Below are 14,947 nucleotides of genomic sequence, written 5' to 3'. Positions count from 1 at the left end.
CGGTGAGCGGGCCGCTCCGGGTCGGGCTGGTCGGTGCCGGGTTCATCTCCGGGCAGTACTCCCAGACCCTGGCCCGGTCGCCGGGGCTGCGCGTGAGCGCCGTCAGCGACCTGCAGACCGCCCGGGCCGAGGCCCTCGCCGCCCAGCACGAGGGGGCCCGGGTCCTGCCGCTGCCCGACCTGCTCGCCGCACCCGACGTCGACGTCGTCCTGGTGCTGAGCCTGCCCGACTCGCACGCCGAGCTGGCGTCGGCCGCGATCGCCGCGGGCAAGCACGTCTACGTGGAGAAGCCGCTGGCCCTGTCGGTGGCGGAGGGCCGCAAGGTCGTCGAGGCGGCCACCGCCGCGGACCTGCGCGTGGGCTGCGCCCCGGACACGGTCCTCGGCACGGGGGTCCAGACGGCCCGCGCCGTGGTCGACGCCGGCCGCATCGGCACCCCGCACTCGGCGACGGCGTTCATGACCACCCCGGGCCACGAGCGCTGGCACCCCGACCCGGAGTTCTACTACCGCCCCGGCGGCGGCCCGCTGCTCGACATGGGCCCGTACTACCTCACCGCACTGGTGCACCTGCTCGGCCCGGTCGAGCGCGTCGTCGGCGCGTCGACGCGCCCGCTGCCGACCCGCACGATCGGCAGCGGCCCCCGTGCCGGCACCCCGTTCCCCGTCGAGGTCGACACCACCGTCACCGGGATCCTGGAGCACGCGTCGGGCGCGGTGTCCACACTGGTCATGAGCTTCGACGTGTGGGCGGCCCGGCTCCCGGCGATCGAGGTCCACGGCACCGGCGGCTCGCTGTCGGTGCCCGACCCGAACCTGTTCACCGGCCAGGTCGAGCTGCACCCCGCCGCCGCGACCGAGTGGGTCGACGTCGGGGTCGTCGCGGGCTTCCGCGACGCCGGGCGCGGGTGCGGCCTGGCCGACCTCGCCGCGGCGTTGGGCGAGGGGAGGGCGCACCGCGCGGGTGCCGAGGTGGCGCTGCACGTGCTGGACGTCATGCAGTCGGTCCAGACGGCCGCCGACACCCGGGCCTCGGTCGCGCTCACCACGACGTGCCGGCGGCCGGAGCCGGTGTTCGGGGTGGTGGATCTCGTCTGACGCGGTCGCCTCGTCGCCTCTCGTGCGCCTCCGGCGGCGCCTGCGCGGCGGGCGACCTCGGATCCGAGCAGGGGGCTTCGGGAGGGTGTGGGCACCTGTGCCCACGGGGTCAGCGCGGAACACGGGACACACTCCGGCCGGGGTTGATCTGCGGTGGTCGAGTCGGGTCCGGGCGCCCGGGTGGTCCGGTTCTCGGGTGCCGTCGGGGTGTGCGTTCCTTGTCGAGCCAGGCCGGGGGTATGAACTCCGGTAGGCCGTCACGGGCGATGCGTACGAGCCATTCCGTCGAGTGGATCTCTTGGTGGTGCGTCCAGCACAACATGACGAGGTTGTCGATTTTGGTGTGGCGCCGCGGGCCCATTCTTTGATGTGGTGGATTTCGCACCAGCTGGGTGGGCGATCGCAGCCGGGGTGGGCGCATCCGTGGTCGCGGGCGACGATCGCGCGCCGAATCGGGAGGGGGATGGTGCGGGCTTCTCGCCCGACGTCGAGGGGTTGGCTGTCGCCGTCGAGGACGATGGGGATGACCTTCTCGTCGCAGCACAGCGCCCGCAGCGCCGCCGGAGTCGGGGTGCCACCGAGGTCCAGGCAGGCCGCGCGAGCCCGGTTCTCCAGGTCGGTCAGGGCCATCGTGATCGCCAGGCGAGGGCGTTCCCCGGCGGTGGTGGGGAGGATGGTGTCGCCGTGGGTGGCGACGAACCCGCACACCTCGGCGAGGGCGTCGGCGTCGCGCTCGGCGGCGCTGCGCGGGTCTTGGGCGGTGCGCGGGGTGGCCTTGGCGTCGATGACCGTGGCGATCATCGTGTAGCGGACCGGGTCGGTGAACACCCCGCTGATCTTCCCGCCACCCCCGTGGGTAGCGGGGTCAGGCGTAGCTCGTTGACCTGCACGGGCTCCCGCTCGTCGGGTTCGGCGCCGTCCTGGTCGTAGGCGCGCACCAGGTCGGCCCCGAACCTCGCCAGCTCCGTCGGGGTCGACGTGTCGGCGACCGCGGCGATCTGCTCCTCGATCCCGGTCCAGGCGTAGGGCGGGATCCGCCGCGCCGCCGGTGAGTCGAGGAGTCGGGCGATCAAGTCGACGTGCTGCAAGCTCGCCGCACCGCTGCTGAACGCCGCAGCCATCGCGGGCAGCACCGGCGGCAACACCTGCCCCTGCAGATCCACCCGCGCGGCGACGTGCTCGGCTGCGCGCACGATCTCCCGCGCCCGCCCCCGATCCACGGTCAGCACCGAGGCCACCACGGATTCGGGCCGCCGGTGTCCGGCGGCGGCGAACGCACCACTGCGCTGCAACACGGCTACGGCTTCGACCTGCAGTTGCGATATGGCTCGGGTCAACTCCCGAGTAGCAGCGAGTGCATTCAACGCGTCTTGGTCCGTACCGTTCTCGCGCAGCCCGGCGGCGAGCGCACGAATGCGGTCTGCCGTGGCGGCGGGCTCGGTCGAGGTCATGCCTTGATTCTACTCGAACATTTGTGCGGAGTCGAGGAAGGATCGGCACCACGGGATAGTCGCCGCGCTCGCAGGTGAAGCGTTCACAATCGCACCGGCACCTCGGGTCGGGGACGGCAGTCAGCGCACCCCACACTATTCGTTGTAATCGCAACAGGACCATGTGCTCGACGAGGCGGGCCTCCTCAGCGGAACAACCGATCCGTCAGTTCTTCGTTGAGACGGCAAGCAGGCGCGGGTCCGACACGCCCGGGTGCTCCGATCGGACCGAGATGAGCCCCGGCGTGTCGTGCGGCCGACGGTTGGTCGCCGTCCGCGACAGGTCGGCGCGTGCGGACGAGCGGCGGCTTCACCCGAAGAGACGCAATGGTTGGCCCGGTGACAACCGTCTGTAGTGGACCGCTATTCTCTCGCTGCGCGTGCGATCTGGATCACACAACCCACGCAGTGTTCGATGAGGAGCGGTCGGGAATGAGTGCTTCGGACATGAATCGCCGTCGGTTCTTGGGCCTGGCGGCTGCGGCGGCGGGGGCCCCGCTGCTCGCGGCCTGCGGGGCCGGGAGCGCGCCCGAGGCCAGCGCGTCGGGTGGGCGGATCGGCGAGGTCCGGGTGGGGCTCGTCGTGCCCCAGTCGGGGAACTACGCGCCCCTGGGCCTGGACATGCAGCACGGGTGGGAGCTGTGGCTCTCCCAGCACGGCAACACGCTCGGCGGCTACAAGGTCACCACGATCGTCGCCGACGAGGGCGACAGCCCCGACCGGGGCGTGCCCGCCGTGCAGCGGGTGCTGCAGAGCGACCAGGTCGACGTCGTCGTCGGGCTGGTGAACTCGGCGACCGCGCTGGCCGTGGCGCCGCTGGTCGTGCGGGCCAAGAAGCTGCTGATCGTGGGCAACGCCGGGGCCGCGGACATCACCGGGCGCCACCGCAACCCCTACATCTGGCGGACCTCCTTCCAGAACGCCCAGGTGGCCGCGGCCGTCGGCCCCTACCTGGCGCAGGAGAACATCCCCGGTGGCGTCTTCCTCATCGCCCCGGACTACGCGGCGGGCAGCGAGGCGCGCGTCGGGTTCAAGGTGGCCTTCGAGGCCGCGGGCGGCACGATCGCGGGCCAGGCCGGCCCGGAGTTCGGCACCACCCAGGACTTCAGCCCGTTCCTGAAGGAGATCCGCGACTCCGGCGCGGGCGCGGTGTTCTGCTTCTTCGCCGGTGCGGAGGCCGTGCGGTTCGTGCAGCAGTACGCGGCGTACGGGCTCAAGTCGACGCCGCTCTACGGCTCGGGCTTCCTCACCGAGGGCGGGGTCCTGGACGGGCAGGGCGAAGCGGCGGTGGGGGTCCGGACGTCGTTGTTCTACTCCGACCGGCTGGACAACCCGGCCAACCGGGCGTTCGTCGAGGCCTACCGCGCGGCCCATCGGGCCGTGCCGACCTGCTACTCGGTGTCGATGTGGGACGCCGCCGCGGTGCTCGACCGGGCGCTGCGCACGACCACGGGCCTCGACGGCGACGCGCTGAACGTCGCGCTCGGGGGCGTCGGCACGATCGACGACAGCCCGCGCGGCCCGTGGGAGTTCGACGGGCAGAGCCCGAAGCAGAACATGTACCTGCGCGCGGTGGAGGGCACCCCACCGCAGCTGTCCAACGTGGTGATCGCCGAGCTCGGGCAGAAGTCGCAGTTCCTGACGGGCACCGAGTAGCCGGCGCGGCGCTCAGACCCGCCGGCCCTCCAGCACGTCGCGCAGCGCGTCGAGCTGGCCGGCGTCGGCCCGCCGGATCGCGCCGCGCACCACGGGTCCGAGCAGCGTCCACGGACCCGTGGTGGCGACCTCGGCGGTGAGCCGGGCCGTGGTGCCCGAGCCGGAGGGGCGCAGGCGGTAGGTGTAGCGGGCCGTCACGCCGCCCTGGACGGACTCGACGATGAGCGCGCGCTCGGGCTCCACGGCGGCGATGGTGCCGGTGCGGGACCGGCCCCGGGTCCAGAACGTGACGACCGAGCCGGGCGCGGTGCCCCCGGCGCAGCTCATCGCCTCGATGCCGGTCATCCAGCGCGGTGCGTGCTCCCAGTCGGTGAGCTCGCGCCACACCTGCGCGACCGGCCTGTCGATCTCGGTCTCGGTCTCGAACGCGCGGCGCATGGCGGCTCCCTCGGGGCGGCGGGGTCGGTCCGCAGGAGTGTGGGGGTCCGCGCCGGGGGCGGCTTGTACGGATTTCACCTCTCCGGCACGAACCCGGGCTCGTGCTGTCCGGCCGCGAACTCGCGGCGCTGCGCGGCGACGTAGCCAGACGGGGTGACGCCGGTGTGGCGGCGGAAGTCCCGGATGAAGTGGCTCTGGTCGAACCAGCCCCACTCGGCGGCCAGCGCGGTCCAGTCGACGGCGGCGTGGACGTCGATCCGCGCGAGCAGCCTGCGCAGCCGCAGGATGCGGGCGAGCGCGCGCGGCGCTAGCCCGACGACCCGCACGAACTCGCGGTCGAGGTGCCCGTGGGTGACGCCGAGGTCCGCGGCGATCGCGGCGATCGGCCGCCGGGGGTCGGCCTCCAGCGCGGCCACCACCGTCGCGCAGCGCGCCATGCCGCGCACGTGCGGGCGCAGGCCGGCACGCAGCGCGTCCTCGACCAGGGCCGTGCCCGCTCGCGGCTCGGTCAGCCCCAGCAGCGAGCGCCGCAGCGGGCCGGCCGCGGCCCACCTGCTCTCCAGGTCCACCACGCGTCCGCGCAGCGGAGCGGGGTCGGCCCCGAACAGGGCCCGGCAGCCCACCGGCGTGCACACCACGCCGACGGCCCACGTCTCGGCCGTCGGGGCGTTGACCACGGGCTCGTCGTGCGGTCCGGCCAGCCACCCGCGCGCCGCGACGAACCGCTCGCCGGTGCCGTTGCGCGGGACCTGGACGATCGGCGCGCCGAGCACGAGCACGGCGACGGTGGAGCCGGTCGGGGCGATCCGCTCGCGGCGGTAGGGGATCTGCCCGCGCGCCCACCACACCGACTCGACGTAGGGCGCGAGCGGCGGCGCCGGACGGGTCAGCTCGAACTCGAACTCCATCGGGCAACCCCATCGCCGGCGGCGGCCAGGATGCCAGACCGCCCGCCGCGCTCTCCCTGTTGCGCCCGATCGTGCGCGTCGGAGGCCGGGGGCGGCGGATATGGGTGCTGACCCGCATGGTGGATCGCCCGCGCCCGCCGAAGACTGGACCGCACCGGCCGCGCTCCACCCGGGAGCGGCGGTGCCGGTGACGCGAGGGCGGTGGGGTCGATGGCGGAACGGGACGAGGCGCGCGGCGGCCGCCGGCCCGGGCAGGAGCCCGCGGAGCCGGTCGTCGCTCCCGAGGCCGGCGGGCTCGAGCCCGACTACGAGATCGTGCCGGTCTGGGTGCTGCCCGCGATCGTGATCGGGCTGGCGACGGCGTCGGGGTCGATGGTCCTGCTGGCGCTGCTGAGCGTCGGCACCATCACCTGGACGATCCTGACCGCCGATCGCACGCCGCCGCCCCGCCGGCCGCGGAAGCGCCCGTAGGACGGCCGGTCAGGGCTCGATCAGCGCGGCCCGGACGGGTAGCGGGCCAGGTCGAGCCGGTCGCGCAGGTTGAGCGCTGTGGTGGCCTTCGCTGGGTGCCGACTTCGGGGGCAACGGCACCGCGGTCGCCACGAGCGCCGACGTCGTGGCATCGGCATCGCCACCCGCACCGGCCACCGGCGCTGAGCACGGTGATCGCCTGGGGCCACGTGACGCTGCGGTTCTTCTGCCGACCCCGCCCCGAGATGGGTGCTGGACCGCATGGCGCCGCGGCCCGCCAGCCAGCAGGCTCGAGGGCATGGACGGCAACGCGCTGGTGGCGGCACTGGGCCAGGAGACGGCCGCGTCGGTGCGCGGCTACCGCGAGCGGGTGCTGCGCGAGGCCGCGCGCCGCGGGCTGCGGCTCGACGACCGGGGCGGGGTCCGGGAGGCCACCCTGCTGGGCATCCGGCTCGCGTTCGGCTTCTGCCGCGACCGGCCCGAGCTGACCGGGCGCACGCTGAGCTGGGGCCCCGCCCACGGCTGGTCGCTATCGCACCGCACGGCGGGCGGCCCGCCGGCCCACTACGCCGGACCGGGCGCGACGCCGCGCTGCCTGGTCCCCGAGCCCGCCGACGTCGTCGAGTGGGCCGTCGGCGAGCCCGCGGGGTCGGCGAGCCCACCCCGCGGCGTCGAGCTCGACGACGACCCGGTCGCCATCCGCAGGCTGCTGCGGTTCGCCCGCCGCGCCGAAGCGCCCGCCGCGCCCTGAGGACCCCCTAGGCTGGACGGGCTCGGCGCCGGGCCCGCCGGCCGTTTGCCGGGGGCGTGCGCGGGAACGGTCGTTCGCGGCACCGCGCCGTGCGGACCACGCAGGAGGACGTCCCGATGGCTGCCACGACCCCGTCCGACCCCGACCCGGCCGACCAGGACCAGCTCAGCGACGCCGTGGACGAGATGGAGGAGCGGGTCGTCGGGCGCCGGGTCGACCCGCCGCGATCCGACGAGCTGGGTGATCCCGAGGACGCCGAGGCCCGCGACGGCACGACCCCCGGGGACGAGCCGTCCTGACCGGGGCCCGGCGCCGGCGGGGCGCGGTCCGGCTCCCGCCATCGGTCCCCGGTTGCGCGGCGCGCATACTTGAGGCCGGATGGCTGCAGAAGGATCGGCCTCACCCGGCGACGGGATGCTGGGCACAGCCGTCCCCGTCGACGGTCCGGTACCGCCGGTGGAGCTGCTCGTCGCGCTGACCGCGGAGGCCGCGTCGGCGCGGGTCGTGCGCAGGCGGCTGCGGGAGTGGCTGCTGCGCTGGGGCTGGCGCGACGACGACCTCGACGACGTGATCCTGGCCGTCGACGAGGCCGTGGCCAACGTCGTCGACCACGCCTACCTGGGGCAGGCCGTCCCCGGCACGGTCAACGTCTACGCCTGGACCACCACCGGGTCCCAGGGCCGCCTGGTCACCGTGTCGGTCACCGACCAGGGCCGCTGGCGCCCCGTCCCGGCCGACCCCGGCCTGCGCGGCCGCGGGCTGCTGATGATGAGCACCTGCACGGCCTCGCTGCACATCGAGCACAGCGCCGGGGGCACCGCGGTCACCATGACCAGCAAGCCGCTGCCGGGGTCGGGACACTAGGGTCGACCCGTTCGCCCCACCTCGTGGGTGATCGAGTGCGGGGGTGCGGGGGTGGATCGGCTCGGCCGTGCTGGTGCCGTCGGGCCGCTGGCCGTCATCGTGCTGTTCACGCTGCTGGACCTGGCGGCGGGCCCGGAGCGGGTCGTGCTCAGCCTGGTGGTGATCGCCCCGTTGCTGGCCGCGAGCCTGACCGGGCGCGGCCTGACGATCGCGTACGCGGTGCTGGCCTTCGTCGTCGCCGCGGTGCTCGGCGTCGACGGCCAGCAGTACACCGCCGACGAGTGGCCCAGCCAGGCCGCGCGGTTGTTCGGGGTGGCGCTGGGCGGGCTGTTCGCGGTCGGGGCCTGCGACGCGCGCCTGGAGCGGGAGGCCCGGCTGGAGCGGCTCAGCGCCGAGGCCATGGCGAGCCGGGTGCGGGCCGAGGGGGCCGAACGCACGGCCACCCTGGCCGAGGAGCTGCAGCGCACCCTGCTCGCCGACCCGCCGCGCGTGCCGCGCCTCGACGTCGCCGTCCGGTACCTGCCCGCCGCCGAGCACGTGCGGGTCGGCGGCGACTGGTACGACGCGTTCGAGACCGCCGACGGCCGGACGGTGCTGGTGATCGGCGACGTGGCCGGCCACGACGGCCACGCCGCGGTCACCATGGCCCAGCTGCGCAGCAGCGTCCGGGGGATCGCCCAGGTGCTGGTCCGGTCGCCGGCCGAGCTGCTGACCGCCCTCGACCGGGCCGTGCGCTCCCTCAACCCGGGCACCCTGGCCACGATGGTGATGGCCGAGGTCCGCGCGGACGACCGGGACCGGACCGACCTGCTGCTGCGCTGGGCCAACGCCGGTCACCCTCCTCCGCTGCTGCTGCGCGCCGACGGTTCCGCACGGCTGCTGGAGCACGAGCCCGACCTCCTGCTCGGGGTCGACCCGCGGATCGCCCGCGCCGACCACGAGTTGGTGCTGCGCCCGGGGGACGCGGTGGTGATGTTCACCGACGGGCTGGTGGAGCGGCGGGGCGCGGCGATCGACGACGGCCTGCGCCGGGTCGTCGACACCGCGGCCGCCGTCGGCGGCGCCTCGTTGGACGCGCTCTGCGACGCCCTGCTCGACCCGATCGGCGAGCACCCCAGCGACGACGTGGCGCTGCTCGCCATCCGGGCGCAGACCGCGCTCACACGGCCGCCGGGTCCGTGACCGTGACCGCGGTGCGCCTGCGCAGGCCGACGGCCACCACGACGAGGCCGAGGGCCGCGCCCGCCAGCGGCACCGCCATGGCGGCGCGCAGCGCGTCGATGCCGGTGGCGCCCGCGGCGGTCGCGCCGACGTGCACGGCGGTCGCGGCGGACAGCCCGAGCGCGGTCCCGAACTGCATCGACGTGTAGAGCAGGCCCCCGGCCAGCCCGTGCTCGGCCTCGTCGACCCCGTCGGTGGCCGCCATCGTCAGCGGTCCGTACGCCAGCGAGAAGGCGAGCCCGAGCGCGGCGAAGCTGGGGAGCATCAGCGCGTAGGTCCAGTCCGGGGCGACGGGCAGGAACAGCGCGTAGGCCAGCACCGCGCTGGCCAGGCCCCCGAGCAGCACGGGGACCGGGCCGAACCGGTTGACCAGGCGCGTGGTCAGGGTCGGGGCGAGGATCGTGTCGATCGCGACGACCAGCAGCGCCAGCGCGGTCTGCAGGGGCGTCCAGCCGCGCAGCTCCTGCAGGTAGAGCGTGACGAGGAACTGGAACCCGGCGAACGAGCCGAGGAACAGCAGCGCGGCGGTGTTCGTGCGGACCAGCGCCGGGGTGCGCAGCAGGCCCAGCCGCACCAGCGGCGCGTGCGAGCGGCGCTCGACGGCGACGAAGACCGCGACCATGGCCGCGCCCCCGACCAGCAGGGCGGCGGTGGTGGCGGTGCCCTCGCCGGGCGACTCGAGCCGCACGACCCCGTAGGCCAGCAGGAGCATGGCCGCGGTGATGCTCCCCGCGCCGGCGAGGTCCAGGCCGCGGACCGCCTGCCGCTGCCCGGTCTCGCGGACCAGCGGGATCGCGGCCAGCAGGATCGCCGCGGACAGGACCACCGGGGCGAAGAACACCCACCGCCAGCCCAGCGCGGTGAGCAGGCCCCCGGCCACCAGGCCGAGGGAGTAGCCGCCGGCCGCGGTGCCCGCGTAGAAGCCGAGCGCCCTGGTGCGCAGCGGGCCCGCCGGGAAGCTCGCGGTGACCAGGGCCAGGCCGGCCGGGGTCAGGAAGGCGGCCGCCACGCCGGTGACGAACCGCGCGGCCAGCAGCACCCACCCCTCGGTGGCCAGCCCGCCGAGCCCGGAGAACACCAGGAACACCACGAGCCAGGTCAGGAACATCCGCCGCTTGCCGAACACGTCCGCGGCGCGCCCGCCCAGCAGCATGAACCCGGCGTAGCCGAGCACGTAGGCGCTGACCACCCCGCTGAGCTCGCCGGTGGTCAGGCCGAGGTCGGCGCGGATGGTGGGCAGGGCCACGTTGAGCATCGCGACGTCGATGCCCTCCAGGAAGATCGCGCCGCAGAGCACGATCAGCGTGCCGCGCGCGCGTGCCCCCATCCGCGGCGCTCGGCCGGGTGCGGTCTCGGACATGTCGTGGTCCTCCCGAAGTCGGTTCCCTCTTGTTACCGACCGCACTCTGCGGAAGTATCTGGTGGCGTGGAAGACGGAACATCACGGTCACCCGGTAACTGCGCGGATACCGGCGCGGTCGACGGCGAGTTCGACGTCCTCAACTGGGACGCCCGCGAGGACTGCGAGGTCCGCCAGATCCTCGACCGGATCGCCGACAAGTGGTCGTTGCTGGCCATCGCCCTGCTCGACCGGCGCCCGCTGCGCTTCACCGAGCTGCGCCGCGCCATCGACGGCATCAGCCAGCGGATGCTCGCCCGCACCCTGCGCCACCTGGAGCGCGACGGCCTGGTGAGCCGCACCGTGCACCCGACCGTGCCGCCCCGGGTGGACTACGAGCTCACCACCCTCGGTGCCACCCTGCACGAGACGATCAAGTCGCTGGTGGTGTGGACCGAGGACCACCAGCGCGAGATCGCCGAGGCCCGCACCGCGTACGACCGGCGCATCGCCCAGGAGCAGGAGCAGGCCGCGCGCGAGGCCGCCGAGCGCGACGCGATCGCCCGCGCCGTGCTCACCGGCGAGCGCTGACTCAGGCCGCCTCCCGCCGCGCCCGCACCATCGCCGGGGTCGCGAACGCGGAGTACCGCGGTGCCCACCGCGCGAGCGCCCCGGCGGCCAGCACGCCGACCCCGCCCACGACGACGATCCCCGCGGCCAGCGTCCAGGCCCCGGCCACCAGCGAGACGACCACCGGCCCGACCGCGACGCCGGTGTCGCTCATCAGCCGCCAGATCGACAGGAAGCGCAGCCGGTCGTGCGGGGGAGCGGCGTCCGCGCCGAGCGTCATGACGATGCCCGAGCCGATGCCGTTGCCCAGGCTCATGACCATGGCCACGGCGGTCAGCCCGACGATCCCGCCGGTCAGCGGGAGCGCCGCCATGGCCAGCCCCAGGACCACCATCGACGGCAGCGCGACGGTCAGCCGCCCGTACCGGTCCATCACCTTGCCCGACGGGTAGAACAGGGCCATGTCGACGGCGCTGGCGATGCCGAACACCAGGCTGGTGGCCTCCGGGCTGAGGCCGATGTGCACCGCCCACAGCGGCAGCACGACCTGGCGGGCCGCGCGGACGGCGCCGATGGCGAGCACAGCGACGCCGAGGGTCGCCAGCAGCGGGCGGTGCTCGCGCAGCATCGTCCGGTAGCCGCGACCCCCGCGCGTCCGCCGGGCCGGGCGAGCCGGCCCGGCGGCGGCGACGTCCGGGATCACCAGCAGCAGCACGGCCGCGAGCGCCGCGGCCACCGCCGCGACCAGGTACGCGGCCCGCAGCGACGCCAGGCTGATCACCACGGCCCCGACGAAGGGCCCGATGAACAGTCCGACCCGGTGCGAGCCCCCGAGCATCGACAGCGCCCGCGCCCGCAGGTCGAGCGGCACGACCTCGGTCAGGTAGGACTGCCGGGCGAGGTAGAACGTCGAGTTGCCCATGCCGAGCACGAGGAGGCACACCCCGAGCAGGGGCAGCGACGGGGCGACGAAGCAGCCGGTCACGGCGCCCACCGACACCCCGGCCGCGACGACCATGGCCCGGCGGTCGCCGAGCCGCGCGGCCACCGCCGCCGACGGCACGTTGCCGACCAGCTGCCCGATCCCGAGCAGCGCAACCAGGAACCCCGCCGTCCCCGCGGAGGCCCCGAGGTCGAGGGCGGTGATCGCGACGACCGGCGTGATCGCGCCGATGCCGATCTCGTAGACCACGGCGGGCAGGAAGACCGACGGGATCAACGACCGCAGGGTGGGCGGGGTGGCCGGGCCCGTCGTCGAGCTCATCGCCGCGCAACGCTACGCGTTGTCATAGCTAACGGCATCCGGGTGTCGCGCACGGCACCCGCCCGGGTACCGCGGCTCAGTCCCGGTGGACGTCCACCCCGTCGGGGGCGTCGACGCACCGCCGACCCGGACCGTCGAGCGGTCCGGGTCGGCGGGTCATCGCGGAGGGGGTCAGCGGCGGAGGATGAACAGGCGGTTGAACGAGTTCTCGATCCGGGTCCGGACGGAACTGCTCGTGGTGTTCCCGGAATTGGTGTTCACGACATTCGACAGGTTGATCGAGTTGCAGTTCAGGGCCTGCACCGGCACGGTGATGGGGGCCACCGCGTTGACCACGGTGACGCCGTTGATCGTTTGCACGACGGACCCCCCGGACTGCGCGAACGAGCAGTTGTTCGAGGCCTGCGCCGGTGCCGTCCGGGCGGACGCGACAGGTGTCATGATGAGCAGACCGCTCGCGGCGACGGCCACGACGATCCCAGCCTTCTTCAGCACGGTGACTCCGGTGAATTCTTGGGCCGACCCCGCGCGGCGCCATTCGGACGGCGCCCGAGAATGGGGGAGGCGCCGATGGGAAAAGCGTAGCTCGCGAATCCGGGGACCGCCAAAGAAGAGGCCACCATCGAGTGCCGTACCCCGCGTTTACCGTGACGGGCTGTACGGACCACCCCCCGGCGCACGCCGTACGGGCGACGTCCACGGGGGTTCGTACGGCACGCTCGGGGCGATCCGACCCCTCCGGTGTCGCCCAGGAATGTCAGTGGGCTCCGGTAGACAAGGGAGCGGTCGGGGGAGCGCTCGGCCACGACGGTGGGGGGACGCGATGATCCGGCAGCAGGTGGAGTCCAGCAGCGTGCGCTCGCTCGGGTACGACCCGGCGAACCGCGCGCTGGAGGTCCAGTTCGCCAGCGGCGCGGTCTACCGCTACCTCGACGTCCCGGCACGCGTGGTCGAAGGGCTGGCCGCGGCGTCGAGCATCGGCGGCTACGTCGCCAGGAACGTCCGCAACGTCTACCGGTACCGCAGGCTGGGGTGAGGCGATCCGCTGGCGAGCGATGAGTTCCGCGCGCTCGGCGGCTCTACATGGGTGAGCCGGCAACGAGCCGGCGCCGAACCCGCAGGAGGACCCGTGTCGCTACCGCAGCTCGCCGACCACGCCAGCTGGGCCGCAGCGCTCGCCGAGCACCGCGCGCGGGAGAAGGAGCTCACCCGCCGCGTCGACGCGCTGGCCGCGGAGCGCAGGCGGCTGCCGATGGTCGAGGTCGGCCCGTACACACTGCGTGGCGAGGACGGCGACGTCGGCCTGGCCGAGGTGTTCGAGGGCCGCGCCCAGCTGATCACCTACCACTTCATGTGGACCCCCGGGACGCACGACCAGTGCGGCGGCTGCACGTTCTTCACCAGCCACGTCGGCACGCTCGAGCCGCTGCACAGCAAGGACACGACCTTCGCGATCGTGACCGCGGGGCCGTGGGAGGAGGCGGTCGCCTACCGCGACCGCTTCGGCTGGACCATGCCCTGGTACTCGACGGCCGAGAGCCCGTTCGGCGCCGACATGGGCGCCGGCCCGGGCGAGGGCTTCGGCCTGAACGTGTTCGTCCGCGACGGCGACCGCGTGTTCCGCACCTACCACACCGACGGGCGCGGCTCGGAGCCGTTCACCAACTCCTGGGCGCTGCTCGACCTCACCCCGAACGGGCGCCAGGAGGACTGGCAGGACGTCCCCGCGGGCCGTCCGCAGGGCGAGCGGTACCAGTGGTGGCCCGAGCCCGAGCGCTACGCCGAGGAGTTCCGGCGCAACCAGGAGGTCCGCTCCGCGCGCGGCTGAGCGCGCTCCCGGGGGCGTCGGGGCCGATCAGGCCTCGACGCTCTCCCGGGCGAGCCCCATGACCTCGGCCGTGAGCTCCACCGAGCGCAGCCGGGAGGTGACGTCCTCGGCGTGGTGCGCCACGATCAGCTCGTCGGCCTGCACCGACGCGGCGAACTCCTCCAGGAAGCGCCGGACGTCGTCGCCGGTCCCGACGGCCGTGTAGCGCATCATGTCGGCGATCTGCTGCCCGTTCGGCGTGGTGAGGAACGCGTCGATCTGGGCGTCGGTGTAGTCCGGCGACCCCGGCTGGCGGGTGATCATCGACCGGACCCGCCGCCTGCGCACGGTGGCGAGCTGGTGCTGCGCGGTGTCCGCGTCGTCGGCGGCGACCACGTTCGCCCCGGCGATGACGTAGGGCTCGGTGAGCTGCTCGGAGGGCCGGAACTCGTCGCGGTAGCGGGCGACGGCGGCGTGCAGCGCCTGCGGGGCGAAGTGCGAGGCGAACGCGTAGGGCAGGCCGAGGCGCGCGGCCAGCTGCGCGCCGAACAGCGACGACCCGAGGATGTAGAGCGGCACGTCCGTCCCGGCGCCCGGCACGGCCTGCACGCCCGGGACGGTCGAGCGGCCCCGCAGGTAGCCCTGCAGCTCCAGCACGTCCTCGGGGAACGTCGCCGACGCGGAGGCGTCACGGCGCATCGCCCGCATCGTCACCTGGTCGCTGCCCGGAGCCCGGCCCAGACCGAGGTCGATGCGGCCGGGGTGCAGCGTCTCCAGGGTCCCGAACTGCTCAGCGATCGTCAGCGGCGCGTGGTTGGGCAGCATGATCCCGCCGGCGCCGAGCCGGATCGTGGACGTCCGGTCGGCGACGTGGCCGATCAGCACGCTCGTCGCCGACGAGGCGATCGAGGCCATGTTGTGGTGCTCGGCGTACCAGACGCGTCGGTAGCCGAGCCGCTCCGCGGCCCGGGCGAGCTCGACGCTCGCCGCGAAGCTCTCGCGTGGCGTCTCACCGGGCGCGACCGGGGCGAGATCGAGGATCGACAGGGCGAGCACCATGCGGGGGTCCTT

Annotated in this window: 17 protein-coding genes; 10 read left to right on the top strand and 7 right to left on the bottom strand. The window is 74.3% G+C overall.

All coding sequences use genetic code 11. From position 1 onward, the window contains the following. Positions 1-2: 2 nt before the first annotated feature. Positions 3-1,097, top strand: a complete 1,095-nt coding sequence (locus tag KDL28_RS03585; protein WP_252435728.1) for a Gfo/Idh/MocA family protein — start codon at positions 3-5, stop codon at positions 1,095-1,097. A 797-nt stretch (positions 1,098-1,894) separates the two neighbouring features. Here KDL28_RS03585 and KDL28_RS03580 read toward each other — a convergent pair. Further along, complete coding sequence (locus KDL28_RS03580; protein WP_252435727.1) at positions 1,895-2,548, bottom strand: DUF222 domain-containing protein; 654 nt, start codon at positions 2,546-2,548, stop codon at positions 1,895-1,897. Between the two features lie 486 nt (positions 2,549-3,034). On the opposite strand from KDL28_RS03580, the gene KDL28_RS03575 reads away from it, so the two are divergent. Continuing rightward, on the top strand, positions 3,035-4,243 hold the full coding sequence (locus tag KDL28_RS03575; protein WP_252435726.1) for an ABC transporter substrate-binding protein: 1,209 nt from the start codon (positions 3,035-3,037) through the stop codon (positions 4,241-4,243). Positions 4,244-4,255: 12 nt separating this feature from the next. Here the strand turns inward: KDL28_RS03575 and KDL28_RS03570 are convergent, their stop codons facing one another. Next, a complete protein-coding gene (locus KDL28_RS03570) occupies positions 4,256-4,681 on the bottom strand; it encodes an SRPBCC family protein (protein WP_252435725.1) in 426 nt (141 codons plus the stop codon). Between the two features lie 74 nt (positions 4,682-4,755). After that, a complete protein-coding gene (locus tag KDL28_RS03565) occupies positions 4,756-5,589 on the bottom strand; it encodes a helix-turn-helix domain-containing protein (RefSeq protein ID WP_252435724.1) in 834 nt (277 codons plus the stop codon). 210 nt (positions 5,590-5,799) lie between these two features. Between KDL28_RS03565 and KDL28_RS03560 the strand changes: the two genes are divergently transcribed. From KDL28_RS03560 to KDL28_RS03540, 5 genes are all read left to right on the top strand, one after another. After that, positions 5,800-6,060 carry a hypothetical protein gene (locus tag KDL28_RS03560; RefSeq protein ID WP_252435723.1) on the top strand — a complete coding sequence of 87 codons (261 nt, stop codon included), beginning with the start codon at positions 5,800-5,802 and terminating at the stop codon, positions 6,058-6,060. A gap of 298 nt (positions 6,061-6,358) precedes the next feature. Continuing rightward, positions 6,359-6,811, top strand: a complete 453-nt coding sequence (locus KDL28_RS03555) for a hypothetical protein (RefSeq protein ID WP_252435722.1) — start codon at positions 6,359-6,361, stop codon at positions 6,809-6,811. Positions 6,812-6,927: 116 nt separating this feature from the next. Further along, the gene (locus tag KDL28_RS03550; RefSeq protein ID WP_252435721.1) at positions 6,928-7,110 is read left to right on the top strand and encodes a hypothetical protein; all 183 of its coding nucleotides are present in this window, start codon (positions 6,928-6,930) and stop codon (positions 7,108-7,110) included. A 79-nt stretch (positions 7,111-7,189) separates the two neighbouring features. Then, a complete protein-coding gene (locus KDL28_RS03545) occupies positions 7,190-7,675 on the top strand; it encodes an ATP-binding protein (RefSeq protein WP_252435720.1) in 486 nt (161 codons plus the stop codon). A 51-nt stretch (positions 7,676-7,726) separates the two neighbouring features. Further along, entirely contained in the window at positions 7,727-8,857 is a 1,131-nt protein-coding gene (locus KDL28_RS03540) for a PP2C family protein-serine/threonine phosphatase (RefSeq protein ID WP_252435719.1), read from the top strand. Here KDL28_RS03540 and KDL28_RS03535 read toward each other — a convergent pair. Beyond that, complete coding sequence (locus tag KDL28_RS03535) at positions 8,835-10,256, bottom strand: MFS transporter (RefSeq protein ID WP_252435718.1); 1,422 nt, start codon at positions 10,254-10,256, stop codon at positions 8,835-8,837. The genes KDL28_RS03540 and KDL28_RS03535 overlap by 23 nt on opposite strands. A gap of 66 nt (positions 10,257-10,322) precedes the next feature. Between KDL28_RS03535 and KDL28_RS03530 the strand changes: the two genes are divergently transcribed. Then, positions 10,323-10,826: a winged helix-turn-helix transcriptional regulator gene (locus KDL28_RS03530; protein WP_252435717.1), complete on the top strand. Its 504-nt coding sequence runs from the start codon at positions 10,323-10,325 to the stop codon at positions 10,824-10,826. A gap of 1 nt (position 10,827) precedes the next feature. Here KDL28_RS03530 and KDL28_RS03525 read toward each other — a convergent pair whose 3' ends face one another. Continuing rightward, on the bottom strand, positions 10,828-12,069 hold the full coding sequence (locus KDL28_RS03525) for an MFS transporter (RefSeq protein ID WP_252435716.1): 1,242 nt from the start codon (positions 12,067-12,069) through the stop codon (positions 10,828-10,830). Positions 12,070-12,240: 171 nt separating this feature from the next. Continuing rightward, positions 12,241-12,564, bottom strand: coding sequence for a hypothetical protein (locus KDL28_RS03520; RefSeq protein ID WP_252435715.1), 324 nt, complete (start codon positions 12,562-12,564; stop codon positions 12,241-12,243). A gap of 328 nt (positions 12,565-12,892) precedes the next feature. Between KDL28_RS03520 and KDL28_RS03515 the strand changes: the two genes are divergently transcribed. After that, positions 12,893-13,105: a KTSC domain-containing protein gene (locus tag KDL28_RS03515; protein WP_252435714.1), complete on the top strand. Its 213-nt coding sequence runs from the start codon at positions 12,893-12,895 to the stop codon at positions 13,103-13,105. Positions 13,106-13,198: 93 nt separating this feature from the next. After that, positions 13,199-13,897 (top strand): DUF899 domain-containing protein, encoded by a 699-nt coding sequence (locus KDL28_RS03510; protein ID WP_252435713.1) that lies wholly within the window; start codon positions 13,199-13,201, stop codon positions 13,895-13,897. 27 nt (positions 13,898-13,924) lie between these two features. Here KDL28_RS03510 and KDL28_RS03505 read toward each other — a convergent pair whose 3' ends face one another. Next, complete coding sequence (locus KDL28_RS03505; protein ID WP_252435712.1) at positions 13,925-14,935, bottom strand: LLM class flavin-dependent oxidoreductase; 1,011 nt, start codon at positions 14,933-14,935, stop codon at positions 13,925-13,927. Positions 14,936-14,947 lie beyond the last annotated feature (12 nt).

Origin of the sequence: Pseudonocardia humida (assembly GCF_023898865.1) — a bacterium.
Lineage (GTDB): Bacteria > Actinomycetota > Actinomycetes > Mycobacteriales > Pseudonocardiaceae > Pseudonocardia > Pseudonocardia humida.
The sequence above is the reverse complement of the archived record's forward strand: the minus strand, read 5'-3'. Positions and strand labels throughout refer to the sequence as shown.